Below are 23,412 nucleotides of genomic sequence, written 5' to 3'. Positions count from 1 at the left end.
GTCTTGTCGGTAAGGCAGTCCGGTGAAGCACTTGCTGTCTTTTCCCAAAGGGGAGACACTGGCGCGAAGGCGGTTTTCGTCGATAGCAAAGTGCTGTTAGCGTAGCGAAGCGCGACGTTAGGAGCATCACCCGTACTGCTAAAGCAGAACCCGCAGGGTAGAGTCTTGAGGTATCTCTAAATAGAGGAACTGCTGTTAGCGAGTCTTCTCTTCTCCCAAGTGGCGTGAGACGCTACGCGACAGCACAGCATTAAAGAGTCCTCGCCCAAGAGGCGACGCTAAAAGCAACCGAGCGTCACGAGCATCACCCAAAGGGTCAGAACTAAAGTCCTGATAACCCTGAAAAAGCCATAAATCGCTTACTACGAACTGACATTTGATTGTATGTATGTTTATTTGATTTAAAATCTAGGCAAAAAAAGCACTCTACAATAAATGCTAGAGTACAACAATACTTTTCGGAATAGAAGAGGGGAAAAGGACGGATTTTTCTCTTTCCTTTTCCCCAACGAAGCCTTACCCGAAGGGCTTTTCCCTTTCTCTGTGAATCGTCAAGTCTTGAGAGAGAGTAGACCTTAATGCTATTCGTCTTCCTCTAATTCGTCGTCTTCCTCTTCTTCATTAGCCTTCGCCACAGAGTTAGCAGAAACAACAGCTCCTTTGTCTAGCTTTTCACGCACCTGTTGCTTAATTTGTTCAGCAAATTCCGTTTTTTCTTCTAGATACTTAATGGCGTTATCTCGTCCTTGGGAAATATTATCACCGTTGTAACTATACCAAGCACCTTTGCGAACGAGGATGCCAGTTTCTTCTGCCAAATCCACAAGACAACCTAAAGTAGAAACTCCCTTGCCAAAAATGATGTCAAATTCCGCCACTCTAAAAGGCGGTGCTACTTTATTTTTGGCAACTTTGACTTTGACTCGGTTGCCAAATTCATCTGTACCTTTTTTCAAAGTTTGAATCCGGCGAATATCCAAGCGCACCGAAGCGTAAAACTTCAATGCATTACCACCAGTTGTGGTTTCTGGGCTACCGTAAGTAACGCCGATTTTTTGCCGTAACTGGTTAATGAAAATTACAGTGCAGCCAGATTTACCGATATTACCAGTAATTTTACGTAAAGCTTGGCTCATCAATCGCGCTTGTAGACCAACGTGAGCATCACCCATATCGCCTTCAATTTCAGCGCGAGGAACCAATGCTGCCACTGAGTCGATAACTACAATGTCAACTGCTGCTGAACGGACAAGTTGATCGACAATTTCTAAAGCGGCTTCCCCTGTATCTGGTTGAGAAACTAGCAGATTTTCTATATCTACACCCAAAGCTGCGGCGTAGGTGGGGTCAAGGGCATGTTCAGCATCAACAAAGGCAGCAATACCGCCATTTTTTTGCACTTCGGCGAGCGCGTGTAGTGCTACTGTCGTTTTACCAGAACTTTCCGGCCCATAAATCTCAATCACCCGCCCCTTGGGTAAACCACCACCCAATGCTAGATCCAGGGTAAGCGCCCCAGTGGAAATCGTCTCCACCCGCATCCGGGTAGCATCGCCCAAGCGCATGATTGCTCCCTTACCGAAGCTGCGCTCAATCTGGTTAAGCACCATATTCAGCGCTTTTTGCTTGCCAGAAGTATCGGTGTTGATAGCCATTCCTGCCTCTAAAGTATATGGATTTTAAGGAGTGTTGGTTTCGGAGTCTGAGTAGAACAGATATACTATTTTAGCCAGAAAAATTCGCGAATAGGACTTCTGAAATTAAAAAGTCAGCGTGACAAGATCCTAACCCAATCGTTACCTCATTGGGGTAGTCCTGCACAATGATACTAACTTGGATTGCGACATAGCTTCAGGGATCTTTAGACTCCGTTATTTTGAACAGAGAAACGCCCAGATACCATCTCAGTTCAAGACAAAACTTCTAACTTGCGAAAGCTTGGTGTTGTAAAAGATTTTCAAAACTTTAGGTGATTCCCACCCGCGAGATATTGCCTACAATTTTGGCTTACACTCCAGTATACCGCTGGAATTGTTAGTCTAACTAAAAACACGGGTATACTAAACTTGTAAATTGTAATATATTTTACATTAACTCTTATAAAGAACCGTGAATAAGTCACAGGCTATTAAGCTACTAGAAAGTGAAGGATGGACAAAAGCAGATGCTATGCGTGCCCTAGAAGTGATTGACTTTAGGATTAATCCTGATGAAATTACTATTCGCAGAGGTATTTCTTCTTTTGCTGGTTCTGAACTAAGTAAGCGTCAACGTCTTCAAGCTGCTCAGAAAGGTATGGTAACGAAGAAAACTAAAGAGATAGAGAGGAATAATCAGGAATATGCTACAAAAATTGAAGAAGTGAAAAAATATAAAAAACAGGAGCAGGAAAAATCCGAAGCTGAAATTCAACGTTTATCTGACACAAACAAAGTGTTAGAAATGAAAATTAAAACAATAAATTCTCATAATAATGAGCTAATTCAAGCAAATGACCAACTAAAACAAGATAATAAAGCATTGAAAAATTTAATAGATGAAATCAGGCTGAAATTAGCTATTAATACGAAAAAGCTTCTTCAGTACGAAGATAGTGAAATTCGTAAAGCTTTAATTATTATGTTCAAATCGACATTGGGTTAAACAATTAGCTTTGTGACTAAAAATAAAAGTAAAAAAAGAACTTTTCAAGGAATGAGTTATCGTGATGTTCAACGTACTAACTCAAATAATCGAGTTAAGCTTCATCAAGAAGACCAAGCTTGGCTAAAAGAAAACTTTTATAAAAACATTGGCTGGAATAATGTTATTAATCTTTATCAAAAAATCAAGGATTTCCTAAATAGATGCCAATTTGAAGATTTAACGCTTGAGGAATTATTTTTAGAGTGCGATCGCATTGGAAATAAATATCTCACAATTCAAGAAATCGAAAATTTTTATCAGAGTTTATCTAGAGAAGTTAATGAGATTGCAGAAGAAATAGATAAGCAGTTTCCGGAAACAGAAATTGAATTTATTGATTTTAGTAAAAATACTAGTAATATATATCGAAAAAAATATAATTAAAAATTATTTACAACTATTAATATTTAGTGATAAAGACGGTGAATTTTAAAGGAAAAGAACTGAAAGAATTATTTGAGCTTGCAAATAAAATTGGTAATAGACGATATCACAAGCTAACTAATCAAGATTTTGAAAATTACAGAAAATTCGATTACTGGCGCTATGTTAATGGTGATTATGAATGTGGAACAACCCAAGAAAGCAAAGATTGGGTAAAAGAAAATTCAAACTGGTACTGTCCAATTTGTGGGGATCGCTACTCTGACAAAGGTGGTAAGACAATAGATCATAAACTACCTCGTTCACAGTATCCCTGGTTATCAATGGAATTCAAGAATTTATGGGTTATTTGCCAAGTTTGCAACCAAGAAAAAGCTGAGATGCATTGGTATGATTATGAACACTATATATTTGTTCGCTATCCTAATTTGTATCTTTCTGTGAAAGCTGCGCGTCCTAGCTCGGTGCTTCAATCTTTAAAAGATTAAACTAACCAGGACTTTTTGATTGCTCTAAACAGACTTTATTAGAGAAAATAAATGGAGCGATTGCTTCCACAACTAGTAAAATCGGGTATGTTAGGCTGATAGCAAAGCAAAACAAAAGTAACCAATTCTCTGTTTTACAGTTACAAATCAGTATTTGATTTCATCCTGATTTCATTTTTGGCTGTCAAACTATGTAGTAAGTATAGTCGCGTTGTAAGCAAACAATTATCTAAGCGGTTTGATTACTCCAGCCAAGGATAAATCATCTGAAAGCTTAATCTAGCTAACCAGATATGTGTAACATCAGGAAACTATCTCAATCATCTCTATGCAATTACCTAATCTGAAAAACAACTTTTTGGCATTTATTTTAGTGGCGATCGCTTCTTTTTCTAGCAGCGTGCTAACAGCTTGTTCTACAACTTCTTCCAAGAACCAAAGCCAAGCACAAAACACTACTACCACCGCTACTGATACTATCAACAAGCAACCGATGAACCACAACATTGGAATGCATCACGGTAGTGGCATGAACCATAGTATGGCAATGGATTTAGGTGCAGCTGATGCTAACTATGATTTGCGGTTTGTTGATGCGATGATTTTACACCACCAGGGGGCAGTGGAAATGGCGAATGATGCACAGCAAAAATCAAAACGCCCGGAAATTAAAAAGCTAGCAGACGACATCATCAAAGCGCAAAATCAAGAGATTACGCAGATGAAAAAGTGGCGCACAGCTTGGTATCCCAAAGCGGGAGATAAACCAATTGCGTATGATGCCCAACAGAATAAAACAGTGCAGATGTCATCCGCACAAATGCAAGCCATGATGATGAACATGGATTTGGGCGCTGCTGATACAGAATTTGACTTGCGCTTTATCAACGCAATGATTCCTCACCATGAAGGAGCTGTAACTATGGCTAAAGATGCTTTACGAAAGTCTAAGCGTCCAGAAATCAAGAACTTAGCTCAAGAAATTATCAAAGCACAAAATACAGAGATTAAGCAAATGAAACAGTGGCGCAAAGCTTGGTATAACAAGTAATGTGAAAAATTAACTTATGTATTCTGTCCTTACGAACATTGGTTTTTGAGCTTACCGATCAGAGAATTAAGATTCAGTTGAGTTGGCCAACCTTGAGGTAGATTGGCTGAATTGTATCCTCTATCCCTTAAATCCTGGATAAATCGGTTACGAATGTAAGTTGTATCAAAAGTACCAAGACCATCGAAGTAAACATCAGTTAAGTGAGCGGGGTCTAAAGCCATCTCGCCCTTGTATACTGAGCCATCATTAGAATCATCCCAGCCCCAAGGTGCATTGGCGGAATTTGTACTGCAAGTTGGCGCACCAGCGCCACACCCACCACTAGAGTCTCCCTTGAACGTTCCCCAACTAGCGAAAGTTAGCGCAGAAGAACTTGATAGAGAGGTTTCATCTAATTGATGTTGCCACACTCCACTAGGGGCAAATACATCAAGCAACAAATATTGTACGTTGCGATCGTTTCCTGAAGCTGGAACTTCGGCAGTGGTTTTAGAAGGATAATAGATAATTCCATCCTCGTTGCTGGCTCCCTGAAAATCTCCAGCGTAGGGCCAAGCTTTTAGTCCATGACCTTTAGCTTCCTGAGTCGTCAACTGGTGCAAAGAACCGTTATAGCTACTCGTGGTAAGGGTTCCATCAATATTTTCCGTACCATTTCGCAAAGGACTACCAGATGGCGTATAAGAGTAAAAGTCATTATGAAATACAGTGACGATGCCTTCGAGTTTGCCAAAAGTTGAACCATCCTTACGAACGATCGCAAGCTGTCCCTCTAAATCATTTTCATGCTCTTGGTCGAAGGGAATATCAGTCCAGTCTTGGGGATGGAAAAAAGAATAAGTGATGAACCAATGAGTGCAAGTCTCTGCCACAGAATAGTAGGCATGAGCATTCAGCGGAAATTGTAGGTTGTCCCAGTTATTCGTTCCTCGCCAATCGCCATCGTAATCAAACCGCGTGATATAGTCTCCCCTATACTTGGTGCTGTCTGTATCTTGATAGTGAATTGGAGCATGATAAACAGCTAAATCTAGATCGGTGGGAGATTGGGCAATTACCTTGAAATGCGTCAAACTGCCAACTAATATTGCTGCGATCGCTCCAATTACTACCAGAAAAACCTTTTTTCGTACCATTTCCCATCACCCTGAGATTATTAACAAAACTCAGAATAAAGATTGATATTTAAGAATTGGTAATGGGAAGTATATAACACTAACCAATCGCTCTTGAAACTGGAGAGCAGGGGAGGCAGGGGGAAACAAAGAGAATAACTCCTGTACGGGCGTAGGGCTTTGCCCTTCCCGCAGGGTACAGCCGTTCGCCCCTACTAACTCCTAACTCAGCACTCAGCACTATTTTTGTGCTAAGGCTACTGCTGGTTGCTGCCAGCGTCCTACTGCTTTAGCAATCACTGCTAATTCTTGCATTAAATTGTCGAAACGCTCCGGTGTCAGCGATTGTGGCCCGTCAGATAAAGCTTTGGGAGGGTTGGGGTGAACCTCAATCATCAACGAATCAGATCCAGCTGCGATCGCTGCCATTGCCATAGAAGGAACAAATTCAGACCAGCCAGTGCCGTGGCTGGGGTCAATCATAATCGGTAGGTGAGTCAGCTTGCGTAACACTGGCACTACTGATAAATCTAGTGTATTCCTTGTATACTGGCGGTCAAAGGTACGGATGCCTCGCTCGCATAAAATCACATTCGGATTTCCCGCTGCCAAAATATACTCGGCTGCCATCAACCAATCTTCAATTGTTGCTGCCATTCCCCGCTTTAAGAGAACTGGTTTCGACTGTGCGCCCACTTTTTTCAGCAAGGAGAAGTTCTGCATATTCCTTGCACCCACCTGAACCACATCAGCAATTTCCGCGATTTTATCTAGTTCGGCGGCATCCATCACTTCTGTAATAATGCCCAATCCGCTTACTTGCCGGGCTTTTGCTAACAATTCCAAAGCACTCTCGCCGTGTCCTTGGAAAGCGTAAGGTGAAGTTCTGGGCTTGTATGCCCCACCACGTAAAAACTTGGCTCCTGCTGCCTTGACACGCTGCGCCGTTTCTACAATCATTTCTTCATTTTCGACCGAGCAGGGGCCAGCAACGACTACCAAGGGGTGATGTTCTCCAAACACAACCGGGCCATCAGGAGTACCAACTACTACCTCAGAAGCTTCGCCGTGACGGTACTGGCGGCTAGCTCGTTTGTAAGGCAGTTCTACCCGCAATACTTGCTCAATCCAAGGGCTGATTTCCTGAATTTGTAATGGGTCTAAGGCAGCAGTTTCACCTACTAGACCGATTACCACTTTGTGTTGACCAATAATTTTTTCTGGCGTTAGCCCCCAGCTAATTAGTTCCTCACTAATGCGGTTAATTTCCGCTTCCGGGGAACCACTTTTCATGACTACGATCATAGTTATTAAAGTAGTATAAATTTTTACGTAGCAATGTTGAAGTTATGAAATCTAAACTTCAACATTCCAAAACCGCAGTTATTTGATATCTAAGCGCCGAGCATCGTTACTTCTGCCGAGTTTCGCGCCAAACTGCCACCATTCGTCCCCAATTGGTGCTGAACTCACCCAAGCCCAGCAGGCTTCCAGCTCTTTCTTCATCCCAAGAGGCAGACAGAACGCCATAGGTTATCCCTAACACTCCTAAACCAAAAAATCCCATATTCACTAGTAATACAGCGATGGGAGGCAGTGTGATGTCAGAGTAGATGGTAAGCAGATAACTCGCCACGAGGGTGACAATACCCAAAGCTGTGGGTACACCACAGAATCCAGCTACGCGCCGGATCATCCGCTGGCTAACTACTTGGGGAATTGCCATCTCTTCTTTGCTAAAGAGCGGCTGTTTTTCAGGCTGTTTTGGCTGTACTGGTATTTTACTAGTAGCTTTTACAGGTTTTTGGCGCTTTGTTTTCGGTTCAAAGGGCAACCGAGACTCGGAAGCAGGAGATCCGCTAACTCGCTCAGATTCTTCAGCAGACATAAGCGCTAGTTCCTATCCACGAATACCAAGGCGAGCAATCAAGGCTTGATATTTTTCCCGGCTGTCTTGCTGAATATAAGCTAGAAGACGTTTGCGCTGACCAATTAGCTTCAACAATCCTCTGCGGGAAGAATGGTCTTTTTTATTCGCTTGCAGATGTAAGCTGAGGCGGTTAATCCGCTCGGTCAGCATGGCGATTTGAACATCGGCAGAACCAGTGTCGGTTTCATGAACCTGGTAGTTGGAAATTATTTCTTGTTTGCGCTGTTGCGTCAGAGCCATGATCGATTTAATTTCTAGTTTTTCAAATGTATGCAGCAGTCTCCCATAATATCACAGCAGCCCTTGAGGTGCATGTGGAATCGATAGGAGACAGAAGCTTTTTGAATTCTAGCTACTACCGAAACTTAACTACCGGGAAATGAGTATTTTGGCTGTATGGGCTGGCAAGTTTATAAGTATACCATCTTTTTCTATTTCTACCTCACGGTCGGCGAACCAATCTTGCCAAGAATTAGCAGTTGGGAAGTTGGGAATGTGATATTTATTTAGATTCTGGTCAGAGAAATTTCCCACAACGACGACACTAGAACCCCACTCATAATAGCGATGGAATGCTAGCACTTTAGCATCTGCATTTTCATAGAAAAACTCTATATTTCCATTTTGCAAGGCTGGAGTTTGCCGACGTAAAGCAATGAGTTTTTTATAATACTCGAATAGATTGTGATTCAGCTCGCCTGCCAATAAAGACCAAGAAATTGGCTGTGGCTGAGTGACGCTTTCACTTTTGGCTTGGTATTCGCCAAATTCTTCTCCCATCCACAGCATCGGTATACCCATTGCTGTAATCAAGAGAACGGCTGCTAATTTGGCTCGCTTAAATGCAGCTGTATCAAAAATACCGCGATCGCCTAATTCTCGCAACAGACGTTGGCGATCGTGAGTTGCCAGATAATTAATCGTATTAATAGCAGTCGCGTAACCTTGCTTTCTGGGGTCTAAAACTTCCTTTAGCCTTTCTAATTCAAATTTTTCCCCTGTGATATGAGGAATCATAAAATAGTGAAAACTCTCATGCCAACAACCATCCAATGGACCGTCTGGCTTGACTACAGTGTTGGTATCGGGAATGTGTTCGGCAATGTTGTAAAACGGTTTAGGAGCAGCATGAATTTGCCCTTGTTTAGCCAACCAATCTAGAAATTCAAAGTTAGCCAACTGACGCACAGCATCAAAGCGAATTCCATCTATGTGATACTCTTCAATCCAAAATTGCACTACATCGCCGATGTATTTCCACGCTGGCTTAACATCTAACTTTTCGTCGTAATTGTTGTAGTTAAATTCTGGCCCCCAGTAGTTATCTGGGTCTTCAGGATAATGCATGTGTTCGTAGTACCAATAGTTCCGGTCAATTAGCATTAATGGACATTCTTCATCTGTATGGTTATAAATTCCATCCATAAAAACGCGAATGCCTCTACCATGACACTCATCAATCAGATGCTTTAAATCTTCTGTTGTACCGTAACTGGATTCTGTAGCAAAAAAGTGGCGCACTTTATAACCCCAGCTATAGTTACCAGGGTACTCATTAACTGGCATTAGCTCAATTGCATTAATTCCCAGTTCGCATAGATAATCTAATTTTTCAATTACTCCTGTATATTTACCTCTTTTTTCTGGGTCAACCTCATCATCAGTAAAATCAGCAACATGCATTTCATATATGACTAATTCATGATTATTCGGCAATGGTTTATCATCGTGCTGCCAAACATAAGTATCAACAATACGTTGACCATCTTTAATTCGCACAACCCCGTATTTTCTTTCTTCATTGATATCTGTGGTATAGGGGTCTATAACATCTACCCATTCATCAGGTACAAAATTTGGACTCTTAGTTTGAACGCGGAATTTATATTGATAACTGCCGTCTTCTAATTTAACCTCTGTCCGAAAATAACCATCCTCACCTTTTTGCATTGGTATCTCTTCCCACTCAGAAAAAGACCCAATTAAAGCAGATTCTTGATTACGAGGAGCAAACAACTTAAATTCAATTAAGCCTGCCATTCTACACCTTTAAGGTAATTACTATATTTATAGTCAATAGAGTTATTTTTTCAGATTTAATTATTTAACACTTCTTGCTTAAGTAATAATAAATAACCCCCTTTGCTTCTTTAGAAAGGGGGGAATATTTTACTCTAATTTAAGTTTATTAGAGGATATTAAAAGAAAAATATTGACTTTCCACTCAGCTTAAATGTATGTGCTAAAAGTTAGATGCTTGTTGCACTAACTGCTAGGGGGACATCTGGCACAGTGCCATCATTCAAGATAGGCCGGCGAGTTTTGAGGTCAAATTTGTAACCATGTGGCAAAATATGCAGTTTTGCTCCGAAAACGGCTAACGGTTCATCCTTCAAGATTTCGTTAATATTATTATGTGTAGCTTCTGATTCATCGACAACTGTAACACAGCCTTCGCCAATCACTTCAATTTGGCTATCAGTCACAACCATAGCAGTATTCTCATCAATACCAAATCCTAGGTCAGCAGGTTCCTGTAACAAAGCAGAAATCAAGCGTCCTAGGCGACCACGCTGTGAGAAATGCTGATCGATGACAACTCCCGGCAAAAAGCCCATACCTGGACCCATTTCGACAATTTCAATCCGGGGATTGGTTTCGGAATCGCCTTCCACAATCATTTTATCTGGCATGACAGCGGCTCCGGCGCTTGTGCCTGCAATCACTATGCCTTCAGCAAAACGTTTGTGAATGGCTTTGTCGATTTCAGTATCCTTGAGGATACTGGTGATACGAGCTTGATCGCCTCCTGTAAAGAAAACGCCTGTTGCTTTAGCGATCGCTTCTAATGCTGTGGAAGAAGTTGCATCTTCACGGGTTTCCGTATCAACAATGCGAACATTTTCAGCTCCTAAGCGCTCAAACACTCTAATATAATTTTCTCCTACCTCTCTGGGTAATTCTGTCGCTGCTGTCATAATGACAATGTTCGCTTTCGTACTCCCAGCACGTCGCACAAAATCTCGTAGAATTTGAGAGTCTCCGTCTTTATCTTCAGCACCCCCAATGATCACTAATTGCCGTTTGGTTATACTATCCGCCATAGTGCCTCCCCGATATAAAGTTAATCTATTTCAATAAAGCATGACAATTACAGCTACCAAATCAGCCATTTGGTAGAATACACTGTAAAAAATAAGGTTAAGAAGTATATAGTTTATTCATTAAAAAATACTTAAGAAAAATCTCGTAAATTTATGTGCTAAAAAGACTCAACAGCCTCTAGAAACATTTTCTAGAGGCTTGATTATTGTAAGTATAGTTTAGTAATTGAGTTTTGTTATGTTGTTTTCAAGTACTGTTAGTACTTATTAACTATCAGGTAATGCATTTTATAGAATTACCTCTTCGAGAAATGAACAATTTTGATTGCGTTTTCGTATTAAGATTTAGACCCATGTAGTTGCCTATCTGGAGCTTCTATCTTCTACTGTGAATATTTAAAGCATCCGACTTCTGTAAAGCAAGTTAGTTAAGAAAAGACGTGCTTGTTCAAGTGGAAGATGTCTAGGTTTACCCTGGTATACAATCTGGTATTCTTTAATGTCTGGCCCATCTCCGTGACCAGAAATCAGTTTAGAGCGAAAAGCTTCCTCAGCAAGTTGTCTAACTTCATCTCTAAGAGCAGTTTGTGTACTATTCATTCTTTAGCTGTCTCCCGAAAATTTTTATTCTTATTATTCTAACAATTATATAATTTTTAAGAGATGATTGCACCTTTCAAAGGTTATATATTATATAGTCTGTGTCTGTATAGTGACTGAGTAGTGGGGCTTAATTATGCCCTGAGATAGTTGTAAATGCTTATAGATAGAGTTAGGGTGGCGCTAACCATCTTAATGGCAAACCAATCACTCCCTAGAAAACTCCCTAAAAAATAATGTGAGGTAATCTACAATCGAGAAGTCTAAGTAGCAACAACTTAGAGTCCAGATTTCAGGGTGTTTAGTCGAAGGTTTATTATCAATGGTTCAAGAAAAAAGCACTAGTTTAGTCCGCATTAATGCTAGAAAAAATGATGTCTTCGATATTTTCAACTTCAAGCATTACGTTGGGGCTAACCCTTATTTAGATACAGGGGCGCTAGTATTTGATTTTGCTCTGATTGAGTATAGAGAGCCTCTGCCCCTTGAGGATTATATTTCAGTTATTGGCGATCGCTATCCCCACCTTAGCAACCAAACCTACGAATCCTATGCCGATTTGTTTGCCCATGTGGCATCAGAGGTAGGAAAGCTGGATATGGGTTTGCACCTCAACCATTGGAGTGTCAAGCCTGATATTAGATATACGCGGATTAGCGTCCAATCCCTGTATGAACGCACAACCAGAGAGGTAGTTTATTTTGTTTGGGATTGGTTTGAAGCCATTACCCAAGATGATGATTTCGATTTTGAGGAGCGGCTTGAAAGGCTGCAAAGTAAATTTCGCGCCTCTGTTTACGGTGGCCCCACAGTTTATGCTTTATTGCGAACAGCCGCTGAAAAAGGTATTCCTTTCTTTTATTTGTGGGAAGAAGGACTAATGCAATATGGACTGGGGAAAAAACACGTTCGAGGTGTAGCAACAACATTTAATTGTGACAGCCACATAGATTCAGATTTCACAACCCGCAAGGATGATTGTAAAGCATTTCTTGATACCTTGGGTTTCCCAGTACCTAAGGGGGAAATCGTCATTTCCCAAAACGAAGCTTTATCAGTAGCGAGAGAAATTGGTTATCCAGTGGCAGTTAAACCTGTGGTAGGTCATAAAGGAATTGGCGTAACGGCTGACGTGCAGGATTCAAAAGAACTAGAATCTGCTTATGGCAGGGCACTGGCAGCGATTCCCGAAAACCAACCAACACGAATAATTGTTGAGAAAAGTATTTCCGGGTCGGATTTTCGCTTGTTGTGTGTCGATGGCAGATTTGTCGCCGCCACAGAACGCCGTCCAGCGTCGGTTGTTGGTGATGGCTATCTAACCATCGCTGAGTTAATTCGTCAAGAGAACCGAAAACCTGCACGTTTAGACTCACCAACCTCACCGATGAGTAAAATTCAGGTTGATGAAGCGATGGAACTCTACTTAGATGAACAGCGCTTGTCATTGAACAGTGTTATTGAGAAGGGACGTACTGTTTACCTACGTAAAGTCGCCAATCTTTCAGCTGGAGGCATAAGCATCAATGCAACAGACACGATTCATGACGATAATATTATCTTGGCCCAAGACATTGCCCAATATTTTCAGCTAACTTGCCTTGGTATTGATGTCATTGCCAAAAATCTGTCAGAATCTTGGAAATCTGGTGGCTTTGCTATCTTAGAAATCAACGCAGCACCGGGCGTTTTGATGCATCTTAATCCTTCTGTTGGTGAAAGCGTTGATGTACCGTCTCGTATCTTAGAAACCTTTTTTAATTCGGGTACAGATGCCAGGATACCGATTATTACCTTTAATAAAATCTCAGTTCAAGAACTGCAAGAAACGATTGATCGTATTCTTTTGCAGCATCCCGAATGGATAATAGGCGCTGTTTGTCGTGACGCAGTTTTTGTGAATCGGTCGAAAAAAGTATTACGTGAAGAATACAATAGCAACGTCCAAAGTTTACTACGCAATCCAAAACTGGATTTGCTGATTGCCGAATACCAGGAAGATATCCTAGAAGAAGAGGGTATGTTTTACCATGGGAGTAATATGGTAGTTCTGAATAATCCCACGGAAACTGAGATGATATTAATGCGAGATGTATTTGACGGTTCTACCGTGGTGATTAAGAAAGACAACGACATTTCTATTCGTCGCAAAGGGCTGATTGAAGACTACACCTTGGGAGAAGATGAACCATTTACGCGGGTTTATTTGAAAGAAATCGGCACTATTTCATAATATTTTCAACGCAGAGGTACACAGAGAAAAGGACTTCTAATTCAAAAATAGCTAACTTGTAGTGGCGTGGCACATCTAAAAATAGTGCAAATTTTAATGAGGTCAACTCAAGTTTTAGCAAAGCTTTTGCCTCTTGATTTATTGCACCAAATTAGCTGTGTTGCGCCAGTATTGGCATGGTATAGTTAAATACAGTACAACAGCGATTCTTTCCTTTCAACCTTCTTTCTGACTGAAAGGTAACTCTGCGTTAATTGCCTCAATTTCCTGCTGTTCCAGTTGATTTACTTCACTAATATAACGGCTTAAAATTTGTTCTAAACGACTATTGTAAAAGCGGTGTAAACTGTGATTGGGCATAGCAGGAAAACCACGGCGTTTTTTGTGTCGTCCACCTGCACCGGGATCGAAGATTTCGATATTGTTAGCGATCGCCCACTCAATCGGTGCATAATAGCAAGCATCAAAATGCAAACAATCTATTTCTTGAAAACTACCCCAATATCGCCCATAAAGTCGATCGCCCTTAAATAAACAAAAGGACATACCAATAGGTTGACGATAATCTTGCTCGTTATAGGCAGCGAAAAACACAACCCGATGGCGATAATCGCTGTGTAGTTGCTCAAAAAACCGCTTTGTCAGGTACTTGCTACCCCACCAACCAAACTTATCACAGGTATCAGCATAAAACTGGTACATCAAAGGAAACAAAGACTTGGGAATTTCATCACCAGTTAGCGGTTGCAGTCGTAAACCTACCTTCTCTACAGCTTTACGTTCCCGTTTGATATTGCGGCGCTGATTGGCGTTGAATACTGCTAAGTAATCATCAAAAGTCTGAAATCCGAGATTTTCCCAGATATAGCTATGGTGTAACCAAGTTGTAAAACCTTGCCGTTCCAACACTGGCCGCCATTGTGGATCGACATAGAGAAAATGACAGCCAGAAATTCCGTGTTGGATGCAGAAACTGTCAATTTCATGCACCATCATCGCTGTAATTTCATCTTCATCTTCCCCAGGAGCTATTAAGAATCGATAGCCTTCAGCGGGGGTAAATGGTGTCATGCCTAGAAGTTTGGGATAGTATTGCACGCCGATGCGATCGCTTAACTCTGCCCACTGATGATCGAAGACAAATTCACCTTGGCTATGTCCTTTCAGGTAAAGTGGGGCTACCGCAATCAGCATTCTGTCTCGCCATAGCGTTAAGTGATTTGGCAACCAACCAGTTTTGGCTGTAGCACTCTGGGAAGTTTCCAGATTGTTCAGCCATCGCCACTCTAAAAAAGGAGTTTTGAGTGGCAGTGCTAGAGCATCCCAGGCATCTTGGGGTACTTCGGCGATTTTATTAATCCAAACAATAGAATAGCGAGGCTTGAGTTGTTCCATGTCAGGGGGCAAGGAGGCAGGGGAGCAGGGGAGGCAGGGGGAGCAGGGGGAGCAGGTGAGAGTATTAATAACTGACCACTGACCACTGACTACTGACCACCGACCCATGCCTTACTTAAGGTAATCTAATCTACCAGTCTTTGCAGCCGATAGTGCAAAAATACTTCTTGCTCAACTGTGTGAACTTCCAGAAGTTCTAATCTAGGAGCTAGTTGAGATAAAAATCCCTTGCCCTCTACTGGTGTAGGTGCAGTAGTACCGCCTAAAATCAATGGGCAAACGGTAAGCCATAATTCGTCTATTAAATCTGATTCCAACATAGAAGCGACTAATTCGCCACCACCCAATACCGCTAAGCGTGTTATATCTATAGATGCCAGGTGTTGTAGAGCAGCTAGAGTGTCAATCTTCCCTGTTCGTGTCTCAAAAACTAGAATCTGCTCAAATTCTCGAGGATACTTCTGTGCGGGAGTTCTCTCGGTTGAGGAAAGTGTCCGTGAGCGTCCTTGCCAAAAGATTGCTCCTGTTGCTGTCGTAATTAACCAGCGTTTGACTGGTTGTTGAAAAAACTTAATTTCCGGATTGAGGTCAGCAGAGTGTGTAATGACTATATGAATCGGCTGGGCAGGCTTGCCCTCCTGTATTCGATGTTGCAGCAGAATGGGTTGTGATACGGTAAGGGTAGTACCGTAGGCACGGAGAGTGCCAGCGCCAAACAAAACGGCATCAGAGGCAGCGATTTGTTTTTCGAGGTGTGCTTTATCAGCCCCTGAACCAAACCGAGCAGGCGATCGCCTAAAATCTGCTATTTTGCCATCTGCACTCATTGCCAAAACTACTGTGGTATGAGGACGATGTTGCACCATTGGGTTGGTTTGATAGTCTGGATATTTTCCTTGCTAAGTGTGTTGATTAAAAATCTATGCCTGCAAGCTAATGTTTACCAATTTCACAACTGTATCTATATGCAACACAAGTCTCTTTCACATATACCGTCTATAAGTTTTAGTATAGGATGTTTCTTTTTGTATTTTAAATACTTGGTATTGTTAGGGGCTGACAATAAAGTTATCATAACTTCATGAAATGTCTCCTTTCTCTGGTCTAATTGCATATCTTTGCTGTTGTGGTTTGCAGATGCGAAGTGAGACAATCGATGGCTAAGCACCGTCAATCATCCTTTCGTCGTATTTTAGTAACAAGAATTTTGCTGCTATTTGTCCCAGTTTTATTTATCGGGCAGATTGTAGCTTTGAATAAGGCACGCTCCAGTTTATTGAAAACTGCCCGTCAAAACTTGACAGACAGCGCCATTATTAAAGGAGAAAAGATTGTCAATGCGATCGCTACCCTCAAAACCAGCTTGTTAGTCGCAAGTCAGACAACGGTTGTTCAGTCTGGTTCACCTGATGAGGTAGAAAAATTTCTCACACAGCTAGCACAACAACTGCCAACTTACATTGAGTGTTTGCAATTAACTAATCTGCAAGACGGCAAAATTATTGCCAGCAGCTGTGGCGACAAAGCAATTACAGAATCGATACCACCTTTCCCTGGTGATGGGGTTGATGTCAAGACAATACTACCACCAAAGGCAGGAACAACTGGTCAACGCAACCCAGAGAATCAACTGCAATTAGTGTTATCTGCCCCAGTCTATAATCAAACTGGGCAATTACAGTATGCTTTGAGTCTTCAGTCGGCACTTTACCAGCAAACCCGCATCCAGCCCCAGCCGGGATCGCTAACAGGCTCGATGCTAGTAATTGCCGAGGACGGGACGATATTAGCACACCCATCAATACAGCGAGTGGGAACTAATATCAAACAGCATCCAGATGCTTCTAGACTACAAAACATTGTTAAAGATGCATTGGCGCATCCTGTCACAGGCATCACTGAACAAAATAATGCGATAAATTTATCTTTTGAAGACAGTAGAGAATTAGTCGCTGGCTATACAGTTATTGCCAATCCCGTTACACAACAGCAGGGGCAAAAATGGGTACTTCTAGCAATTACGAGTGTAGATAATGCTTTATTTGGTTTAGAAGAAATCAAACTCATCCTCATCGTTTTAACAGTTGGCTTGATTGGTGCGAGTTTGTTAGCATCGCTGTGTTTGGCTCCTTACCTTGCACGTCCCGTAGAAGAACTACGAGACTATGCTTTGAATATTCACAGCCACCACGCCGCACAGCCAGTTCCTCACAACTTCCAAATCCGGGAATTCAATCAACTGGCGCAAGCACTAGACCAAATGATGGAGAGACTCAAAGCTTGGGCAGAAGAATTAGAAATCGCTTGGCAAGAAGCGAAAACTGCTAACCAAAGTAAGAGCCACTTTTTAGCTACGACTTCCCACGAACTGCGGAACCCGTTAAATATTATTATTAACTGCGTGCGTCTGGTTCGAGATGACATGTGCGATAGTCGGGAAGAAGAAATGGAGTTTCTCAAGCGTGCCGACGACACAGCCATCCACTTGTTAGGTATCATTAACGATTTACTTGATATTTCTAAAATCGAAGCTAACAAACTCTCAGTAGTCACAGAACTGCTTGACTTGCGACAAATACTGCAAGATATCATTAATTTACAATCAGTGAATATTCAACAAAAAGGTTTGCAGTTGAAAATTGACCTAGGCGATGAGCCGATTTCCGTGAAAGCAGATGCAGCAAAGTTGAAGCAGGTACTGATTAATGTTATCGGCAATGCCACTAAGTTCACTGACGAGGGAACCATCACGATTGCTACAGCGATTCAACAAAGTGATGACAAATCTCAGGCGATCGTTACTGTTACAGATACAGGTTTAGGCATTGAACCTGCCCAACAGCACAAACTATTTCGCCCCTTTGTAATGGTGGATGGTAGCACCACACGTAAGTTTGAGGGTACGGGACTGGGATTAGCGATTTCACGGAACTTAATTGAACTCATGGGAGGTAGCATTACTCTTGAGAGTCCAGGACTGAATCAAGGCACGATAGTGAAGATCGCGCTGCCGATAATTGATCTTTCACCGTTACCTATTCCAGCTGAGGAAGAGGATTTAGAGAATCCAGAAGTTACTGCTGAGAATGAAGGAGCAATAGGAAATTGTTACCCTACCCTGCGATAGTTTAGGGAAAGGGGTATAGGGGTGTAGATGTTAAAAATCCCCATACCCTTACACCCCTATATCGAGAAAAACAGGGTTGCCGCCCTGCTGAAGAGATACTGTTAGAGCAGCTAGAATTTCTACTAACTCTTTGCCTACCCAGCCAGACGACACTTCTGAAGGAATGTTCTTAAGGACGGAGACAACAAAGCGATCGCACACTTGCCGTAACGGTTCGCCTGTTGCTAGTTCCAGCACCTCACGCCTTTGATTCACAGGCAGAAAGTGATTACCTTGAACTTCAAACTCACCATGTAGTAAGGTCAAAGGTGATGAGGGTGACATTTCATCAAAAATCAAGCTGCCAAGGCTACCCACAATCGCAAGTCGCCTTTGTTTATCGGGATTAAGCCAGCACAGATGAATATACGCCTGAAAGCCATCTGGGTATGTCAGCGTTACCCAGACTAAATCAGCCAGTCCTGGAGGCAGAGGGGAAAAACTTACCGGAACTTTCTCTGTGTTCCCTTGCTCCCCCATCTCACTCTGCAACCACACAGTACCCGTTGCTTGTACTTTCACAGGTACTTGACCCAGCCAGTTGTTAAAAATAGCAATATCGTGAATGGCTAAGTCCCAGAGGGCATCGACATCTTGTCGCACAGGCCCTAAATGAGTACGAGTGGCGTAGCCATAGCGTAAATCGCCTAATTTACCTGCCTGAACTATAGCTTGCCCTTGCTGAACTGCTGGATGAAATAAATAGGTGTGGTCAACCATCAGCATCAGTTGCTGTTGTTCTGCCAAATAGCAAAGTTCCCGACATTCCTTTGGGTCTAAGGTTAATGGTTTTTCTGCTAAAACGTGGTATCCCTGCTTCAGGGCATCCTTAATTAAACCATAGTGGGTGGAAGCTGGAGTTGCGATCGCGACTGCTGTCAACCCCGGTACTTGTTGCAAATCTTGCCACTGAGTTGTCAATAGTATATTTTCATCTAAATTAAACTGCTGCTTCACTGCCGCCAATCTTTCCGGGTGTGGATCTACTACTGCAACTACTCTCACTTGGGGGTGTGCTACAAAATTTCGTAGTAAATGCACTCCCCAACGACCAACCCCGATAATTGCGATTTTAATCATTAGTCATTAGTCATTAGTACAGACGCGATTAATCGCGTCTGTACAATAGTCATAGGTAAATCTTCAATCGTCAATAGTTACTTTTATGACTTTTGACTATAGACTATTCAAATATTTTGCTGATTAGGAATTGCTAAAAAAGCTACTTTAGCTGCGGCTTGTTCCGCAGCTTTAATTGAACGCCCCTTACCTTCACCTAGTTTGTTGCCGTGCAGCCATACTTCAGCAACAAAACGGTCTTGATGGCGATTAGTTTGATTGACCTCTACGACCCGATAATCGGGTAAAACTTTAAAATGTGCTTGCGTCCATTCTTGCAGCGCAGCTTTGTAGTTAAGTCTGGCGGGGTCGAGACGAATTTCTGTTGCTAGGCGTTGGAAATGCGAGTCTAGCCAAGGGCGAATCAGGTCTAGATTATGAGTGCTGAGATAAAGCGCGCCCAGAACAGCTTCAAAAGCGTCTGCTAGTCGTGATTCTTGACCAACTTTATCACTAGTAGCACTACCAGCAACCAGCAAGTATAACTCTAAACCATATTCTCTTGCTAATTGTGCGAGGATGCGATCGCTCACCAGTACCGAACGTATTGCTGCAAAATCTCCCACTTGGCAATCTGGATAATTTTCCCACAACACAACTGCTGCTGCCAGCCGTACCACGGCATCACCGACAAACTCTAGTTGTTCGTAATTTGCTGATTCAGAGACAGTAGGATGAGTCAACGCCAAATCCAGCAGTTGCCATTTAATAGGTGCTTCTATTGGTAGACCTAACTTTCTAACTAAGCTTTCAAGCTGCCGCTGACGGCGTGGGTAAACAAGTGTCATTAAGGGAGATAGGGTGCAGAGGAGTGGAAGACAGAGAGAGCATCGGGAAATAAGATTTCTAACTCCTAACTCAAACAAGAGAGCAGGATATTAAGCCGATTTATGTTTACATATAATTTTCCCAATTTGCAAGCATTTCTGCCTATACAAATTTGAAATCTACAAGTTTTGTACATTTTAACGATATTTTAGGCTTCTAAAAGGCGTTCAAAATATTACTTATAGTACAGAATCTTGACAAATGCACACTAAACAGTATGTTCAAAAATTACCTGTATCTTCCTACCTTTCCTTTAGTCATCTCAAGTTTTCTAAGCTTTCTAGAACTTCTGTCAGGCTAATATCGGGAATGCCAAGCGATCGCTGTTTTGACTCAACAATTTGTGATTGGAAGCTAAATGATGAAGCTTGGAGGTCGAGCGATCGCCCTTTCAACTCGACAAATCGCGTTCAAAAGTCGAATGATGAAGCTTTGAGGTCGAGCAATGACTCTTTTTGCTCGACAATTGGTGTTTAGAAGTTGAATAATGAGGCTTTGAGGTGAAGCGATCATCCTTTTTACTCGACAATTCGTGTTCGGAAGTTGAATAATGAAGCTTTGAGGTCGAGCGATCGCTTTTTTTGCTCGACAATTCGTATTCAAGCGCAACAAATCGGCTTTTTTTTGCGTAGACACGAAGCGGCGAGTCAAAAGACATCACCCCAATATAACCGTTGATACCAGCTAAATTAGTAATTACAGCGTTTTTTAATTCATTGGAATACATTATTCCCTACTCTCCACTCCCTACTCGCTGTTTGCCATACTCTGCTCATGATCAACCGAGAACTGCTAAAAACCATTGAAAAAGCAGCCAAAGACAAAGTTACAAAATTAGACCTTTCTCACAAAGGCTTAATAACACTGCCAGCAGAGATTGGTCAACTCTCCAACCTCAGCAAACTTTCTCTCTACTCCAATCGACTGACGACGCTGCCTAAAGAGATTGGTCAACTCTCCAATCTCAGCGTACTTTACCTCGACTCCAATCAACTGACGACGCTGCCTAAAGAGATTGGTCAATTCTCCAACCTCAGCGTACTTTCCCTCTACTCCAATCAACTGACGACGCTGCCTAAAGAGATTGGTCAACTCACCAACCTCAGCAGACTTAACCTCCACTCCAATCAACTGACGACGCTGCCTAAAGAGATTGGTCAACTCACCAACCTCAGCCAACTTTCCCTCGGCTCCAATCAACTGACAACGCTGCCTAAAGAGATTGGTCAACTCACCAACCTCAGCAAACTTTACCTTGACAAAAATCCCCTAGAATCACCTCCACCAGAAATTCTAAAGGAAGGATTGAAAGCAATTCTGAACTTTTACAAGCAACAGCTAGAACAGGAAACCGATCGCCTCTACGAAGCCAAATTACTAATTGTGGGAGAAGGTGGTGCTGGTAAAACTACCCTAGCCAAAAAAATCCAAGACCCAAATTATCAGCTACGGCAAGATGAAAATACTACTGAAGGCATTGACATAATTAAATGGAAATTTCCACTAGAAAATGGGAAAGAATTTCAAATTAACATCTGGGACTTTGGTGGTCAGGAAATTTATCATACTACCCACCAGTTTTTCCTCACAAAGCGTTCCCTTTATATTTTAGTTGCAGATACTCGTAAAGAAGATACAGATTTTTACTACTGGCTAAATGTAGTTGAGTTACTTAGCGGCGATAGTCCCTTACTAATTATCAAAAATGAAAAGCAAGAACGCAAACGAGAAATAAACGAGCGAGATTTACGGAGTCAATTCCTCAATTTTAAAGAAACACTCACTACAAACTTTGCTACTAATCGCGGTCTGTCAGAAATCCTAAATAAAGTTAAACATTATATTAGTAACCTAACCCATGTAGGAACAGAACTACCCAAAACATGGGTGAAAGTGCGGGAAGCTTTAGAACGCGACCCCCGCGAACATATTAGCTTAGAAGAATATTTCAACATCTGCCAGGAACATGGGTTTACAACACAAAAAGATAAACTCCAACTGAGCGGCTATTTACATGATTTAGGTGTATGTCTTCACTTCCAAGATGATGACTTGCTAAGAAAAACTATAATTCTCAAACCCACTTGGGGTACAGATGCCGTTTACAAAGTATTAGATAACCCGCAAGTCATTCAAAATCTGGGTAAATTTGACCGCAATGATTTAGCAAAGATTTGGCATGAAAACAAATATGCCAATATGCGACCAGAACTGTTGCAGCTAATGAGGAAATTTAAGCTGTGCTACGAAATACCTAGTCGTCCCGATACTTATATTGCGCCTCAATTACTTTCTGTCAACCAACCTGAATATAACTGGGATGAGTCCAACAACTTAATCCTGCGCTACACTTATACATTCATGCCCAAAGGTATCCTTACCCGCTTTATCGTCGAGATACATCCTCATATTGAGCAACAAAAGCTTATTTGGAGAAGCGGCGTTATTCTCAGCAAAAACGAAGCCCGTGCTGAAGTGATTGAACACTACAATTTACGAGAAATTAAAGTCCGCGTAGCAGGAAAGCGAAAAAAAGAACTGCTGGCAGTTATCAGTCATGAACTCGAAAAAATACATAACTCTTATAAACGTCTGAAATATGAAACACTTGTTCCTTGTAACTGTGAAAAATGTAAGGATAGTCAAACGCCTCATTTTTATCCCATAGAGGTGTTGTACAAATGCCTGAATGTTCCTCCGTTCAAAATTCAGTGTCAGAAAACCTTTGATATGGTAGATGTCCAAAAACTGATTGACGATGTTTTAACGACTGAGAAGGATTCGCAAACACTCATATCGGAATCTGTCACTAGAAATAAAGTTTTTATTAGCTACAGTCATGAAGATGAGGAGTGGCTGACCAAACTCCAAAAACACCTCATACCCATGATTCGCAACCAAACCCTAGATGTATGGGACGATACCAAGATTAAACCAGGTGATGAGTGGCGCAAAGAAATTGAAAATGCTTTAGCAGGAGCAAAAGTCGCAGTGTTGATGGTTAGTCCTGACTTTCTGGCATCAGATTTTATTGATAAGAAAGTGTTACCCCCATTATTAGATGCTGCTGAGGGAAAAGGACTGACTATTATTTGGATACCGTTAAGTTATAGCAGCTATGAAGAAACAGAAATAGAAAAGTATAAAGCAGTCCACGAGCCTAACCAACCTTTACAGCACTTCCCGTTGTTATGAGGTACAGTTAGTAAGAAGAAAAATAATATCTTTTCATGAAAGCATATTCAATCGATCTCCGAGAAAAAATAGTTGCAGCACATATTCAGGAGAAAATATCAATTCGTCAAGTGGCA

Annotated in this window: 21 protein-coding genes; 9 read left to right on the top strand and 12 right to left on the bottom strand. The window is 41.7% G+C overall.

What is annotated here, in order from left to right:
- Window positions 1–581: 581 nt before the first annotated feature.
- The gene (recA, locus tag RMY31_RS27585; RefSeq protein WP_322657432.1) at window positions 582–1,655 is read right to left on the bottom strand and encodes a recombinase RecA; all 1,074 of its coding nucleotides are present in this window, start codon (window positions 1,653–1,655) and stop codon (window positions 582–584) included.
- Between the two features lie 454 nt (window positions 1,656–2,109).
- On the opposite strand from recA, the gene RMY31_RS27580 reads away from it, so the two are divergent.
- The 4 genes from RMY31_RS27580 (at window position 2,110) to RMY31_RS27565 (ending at window position 4,608) form a co-directional block, all read left to right on the top strand.
- Window positions 2,110–2,643 carry a hypothetical protein gene (locus RMY31_RS27580; RefSeq protein WP_322657431.1) on the top strand — a complete coding sequence of 178 codons (534 nt, stop codon included), beginning with the start codon at window positions 2,110–2,112 and terminating at the stop codon, window positions 2,641–2,643.
- A 12-nt stretch (window positions 2,644–2,655) separates the two neighbouring features.
- On the top strand, window positions 2,656–3,069 hold the full coding sequence (locus tag RMY31_RS27575) for a hypothetical protein (RefSeq protein WP_322657430.1): 414 nt from the start codon (window positions 2,656–2,658) through the stop codon (window positions 3,067–3,069).
- A gap of 38 nt (window positions 3,070–3,107) precedes the next feature.
- On the top strand, window positions 3,108–3,557 hold the full coding sequence (locus tag RMY31_RS27570) for an HNH endonuclease signature motif containing protein (protein WP_322657429.1): 450 nt from the start codon (window positions 3,108–3,110) through the stop codon (window positions 3,555–3,557).
- Window positions 3,558–3,885: 328 nt separating this feature from the next.
- Window positions 3,886–4,608 (top strand): DUF305 domain-containing protein, encoded by a 723-nt coding sequence (locus tag RMY31_RS27565; protein WP_322657428.1) that lies wholly within the window; start codon window positions 3,886–3,888, stop codon window positions 4,606–4,608.
- 29 nt (window positions 4,609–4,637) lie between these two features.
- Here the strand turns inward: RMY31_RS27565 and RMY31_RS27560 are convergent, their stop codons facing one another.
- From RMY31_RS27560 to RMY31_RS27530, 7 genes are all read right to left on the bottom strand, one after another.
- On the bottom strand, window positions 4,638–5,747 hold the full coding sequence (locus RMY31_RS27560) for a hypothetical protein (RefSeq protein ID WP_322657427.1): 1,110 nt from the start codon (window positions 5,745–5,747) through the stop codon (window positions 4,638–4,640).
- Window positions 5,748–5,966: 219 nt separating this feature from the next.
- Entirely contained in the window at window positions 5,967–7,031 is a 1,065-nt protein-coding gene (aroF, locus tag RMY31_RS27555; RefSeq protein WP_322657426.1) for a 3-deoxy-7-phosphoheptulonate synthase, read from the bottom strand.
- A 106-nt stretch (window positions 7,032–7,137) separates the two neighbouring features.
- Entirely contained in the window at window positions 7,138–7,614 is a 477-nt protein-coding gene (locus RMY31_RS27550; protein ID WP_322657425.1) for a PAM68 family protein, read from the bottom strand.
- A 12-nt stretch (window positions 7,615–7,626) separates the two neighbouring features.
- The gene (rpsO, locus tag RMY31_RS27545) at window positions 7,627–7,896 is read right to left on the bottom strand and encodes a 30S ribosomal protein S15 (RefSeq protein WP_206262468.1); all 270 of its coding nucleotides are present in this window, start codon (window positions 7,894–7,896) and stop codon (window positions 7,627–7,629) included.
- 129 nt (window positions 7,897–8,025) lie between these two features.
- Window positions 8,026–9,696, bottom strand: coding sequence for an alpha-amylase family glycosyl hydrolase (locus RMY31_RS27540; protein ID WP_322657424.1), 1,671 nt, complete (start codon window positions 9,694–9,696; stop codon window positions 8,026–8,028).
- Window positions 9,697–9,905: 209 nt separating this feature from the next.
- Window positions 9,906–10,760, bottom strand: coding sequence for a cyanophycinase (locus RMY31_RS27535; RefSeq protein WP_322657423.1), 855 nt, complete (start codon window positions 10,758–10,760; stop codon window positions 9,906–9,908).
- Between the two features lie 396 nt (window positions 10,761–11,156).
- Window positions 11,157–11,360: a hypothetical protein gene (locus RMY31_RS27530; RefSeq protein ID WP_322657422.1), complete on the bottom strand. Its 204-nt coding sequence runs from the start codon at window positions 11,358–11,360 to the stop codon at window positions 11,157–11,159.
- Between the two features lie 322 nt (window positions 11,361–11,682).
- Between RMY31_RS27530 and RMY31_RS27525 the strand changes: the two genes are divergently transcribed.
- On the top strand, window positions 11,683–13,593 hold the full coding sequence (locus RMY31_RS27525) for an acetate--CoA ligase family protein (protein WP_322657421.1): 1,911 nt from the start codon (window positions 11,683–11,685) through the stop codon (window positions 13,591–13,593).
- 216 nt (window positions 13,594–13,809) lie between these two features.
- Here the strand turns inward: RMY31_RS27525 and RMY31_RS27520 are convergent, their stop codons facing one another.
- Together RMY31_RS27520 and RMY31_RS27515 are read right to left on the bottom strand one after the other, a co-directional pair.
- On the bottom strand, window positions 13,810–14,988 hold the full coding sequence (locus RMY31_RS27520) for a GNAT family N-acetyltransferase (protein WP_322657420.1): 1,179 nt from the start codon (window positions 14,986–14,988) through the stop codon (window positions 13,810–13,812).
- A gap of 125 nt (window positions 14,989–15,113) precedes the next feature.
- Window positions 15,114–15,854 carry a RibD family protein gene (locus tag RMY31_RS27515; RefSeq protein ID WP_322657419.1) on the bottom strand — a complete coding sequence of 247 codons (741 nt, stop codon included), beginning with the start codon at window positions 15,852–15,854 and terminating at the stop codon, window positions 15,114–15,116.
- A 290-nt stretch (window positions 15,855–16,144) separates the two neighbouring features.
- Here RMY31_RS27515 and RMY31_RS27510 point away from each other — a divergent pair, with 290 nt between their 5' ends.
- Window positions 16,145–18,115, top strand: a complete 1,971-nt coding sequence (locus tag RMY31_RS27510; protein WP_322657417.1) for an ATP-binding protein — start codon at window positions 16,145–16,147, stop codon at window positions 18,113–18,115.
- A 48-nt stretch (window positions 18,116–18,163) separates the two neighbouring features.
- Here RMY31_RS27510 and RMY31_RS27505 read toward each other — a convergent pair whose 3' ends face one another.
- Window positions 18,164–19,234 carry a Gfo/Idh/MocA family oxidoreductase gene (locus RMY31_RS27505; protein WP_322657416.1) on the bottom strand — a complete coding sequence of 357 codons (1,071 nt, stop codon included), beginning with the start codon at window positions 19,232–19,234 and terminating at the stop codon, window positions 18,164–18,166.
- A 107-nt stretch (window positions 19,235–19,341) separates the two neighbouring features.
- On the bottom strand, window positions 19,342–20,061 hold the full coding sequence (rnc, locus tag RMY31_RS27500; protein WP_322657415.1) for a ribonuclease III: 720 nt from the start codon (window positions 20,059–20,061) through the stop codon (window positions 19,342–19,344).
- 241 nt (window positions 20,062–20,302) lie between these two features.
- Between rnc and RMY31_RS27495 the strand changes: the two genes are divergently transcribed.
- The 3 genes from RMY31_RS27495 (at window position 20,303) to RMY31_RS27485 (ending at window position 23,296) form a co-directional block, all read left to right on the top strand.
- Complete coding sequence (locus tag RMY31_RS27495; RefSeq protein ID WP_322657414.1) at window positions 20,303–20,578, top strand: hypothetical protein; 276 nt, start codon at window positions 20,303–20,305, stop codon at window positions 20,576–20,578.
- 66 nt (window positions 20,579–20,644) lie between these two features.
- Complete coding sequence (locus tag RMY31_RS27490) at window positions 20,645–20,779, top strand: hypothetical protein (RefSeq protein ID WP_409878605.1); 135 nt, start codon at window positions 20,645–20,647, stop codon at window positions 20,777–20,779.
- Window positions 20,780–20,875: 96 nt separating this feature from the next.
- The gene (locus tag RMY31_RS27485) at window positions 20,876–23,296 is read left to right on the top strand and encodes a COR domain-containing protein (protein WP_409878603.1); all 2,421 of its coding nucleotides are present in this window, start codon (window positions 20,876–20,878) and stop codon (window positions 23,294–23,296) included.
- Window positions 23,297–23,412: the final 116 nt, after the last annotated feature.

This window comes from Dendronalium sp. ChiSLP03b (genome assembly GCF_034531165.2).
GTDB lineage: Bacteria > Cyanobacteriota > Cyanobacteriia > Cyanobacteriales > Nostocaceae > Dendronalium > Dendronalium minutum.
This window is presented reverse-complemented; position numbering and strand designations above follow the sequence as displayed.

Bases quoted from the DNA above. Each gene is read 5' to 3' on its own strand.
- RMY31_RS27505 (WP_322657416.1), bottom strand. From the start codon at position 19,234: ATGATTAAAATCGCAATTATCGGGGTTGGTCGTTGGGGAGTGCATTTA.
- RMY31_RS27565 (WP_322657428.1), top strand. From the start codon at position 3,886: ATGCAATTACCTAATCTGAAAAACAACTTTTTGGCATTTATTTTAGTG.
- RMY31_RS27540 (WP_322657424.1), bottom strand. From the start codon at position 9,696: ATGGCAGGCTTAATTGAATTTAAGTTGTTTGCTCCTCGTAATCAAGAA.
- RMY31_RS27535 (WP_322657423.1), bottom strand. From the start codon at position 10,760: ATGGCGGATAGTATAACCAAACGGCAATTAGTGATCATTGGGGGTGCT.
- rpsO (WP_206262468.1), bottom strand. From the start codon at position 7,896: ATGGCTCTGACGCAACAGCGCAAACAAGAAATAATTTCCAACTACCAG.
- aroF (WP_322657426.1), bottom strand. From the start codon at position 7,031: ATGATCGTAGTCATGAAAAGTGGTTCCCCGGAAGCGGAAATTAACCGC.
- RMY31_RS27530 (WP_322657422.1), bottom strand. From the start codon at position 11,360: ATGAATAGTACACAAACTGCTCTTAGAGATGAAGTTAGACAACTTGCT.
- RMY31_RS27495 (WP_322657414.1), top strand. From the start codon at position 20,303: ATGCACACTAAACAGTATGTTCAAAAATTACCTGTATCTTCCTACCTT.
- recA (WP_322657432.1), bottom strand. From the start codon at position 1,655: ATGGCTATCAACACCGATACTTCTGGCAAGCAAAAAGCGCTGAATATG.
- RMY31_RS27510 (WP_322657417.1), top strand. From the start codon at position 16,145: ATGGCTAAGCACCGTCAATCATCCTTTCGTCGTATTTTAGTAACAAGA.
- RMY31_RS27520 (WP_322657420.1), bottom strand. From the start codon at position 14,988: ATGGAACAACTCAAGCCTCGCTATTCTATTGTTTGGATTAATAAAATC.
- RMY31_RS27485 (WP_409878603.1), top strand. From the start codon at position 20,876: ATGATCAACCGAGAACTGCTAAAAACCATTGAAAAAGCAGCCAAAGAC.
- RMY31_RS27525 (WP_322657421.1), top strand. From the start codon at position 11,683: ATGGTTCAAGAAAAAAGCACTAGTTTAGTCCGCATTAATGCTAGAAAA.
- RMY31_RS27560 (WP_322657427.1), bottom strand. From the start codon at position 5,747: ATGGTACGAAAAAAGGTTTTTCTGGTAGTAATTGGAGCGATCGCAGCA.
- RMY31_RS27550 (WP_322657425.1), bottom strand. From the start codon at position 7,614: ATGTCTGCTGAAGAATCTGAGCGAGTTAGCGGATCTCCTGCTTCCGAG.
- RMY31_RS27515 (WP_322657419.1), bottom strand. From the start codon at position 15,854: ATGGTGCAACATCGTCCTCATACCACAGTAGTTTTGGCAATGAGTGCA.
- rnc (WP_322657415.1), bottom strand. From the start codon at position 20,061: ATGACACTTGTTTACCCACGCCGTCAGCGGCAGCTTGAAAGCTTAGTT.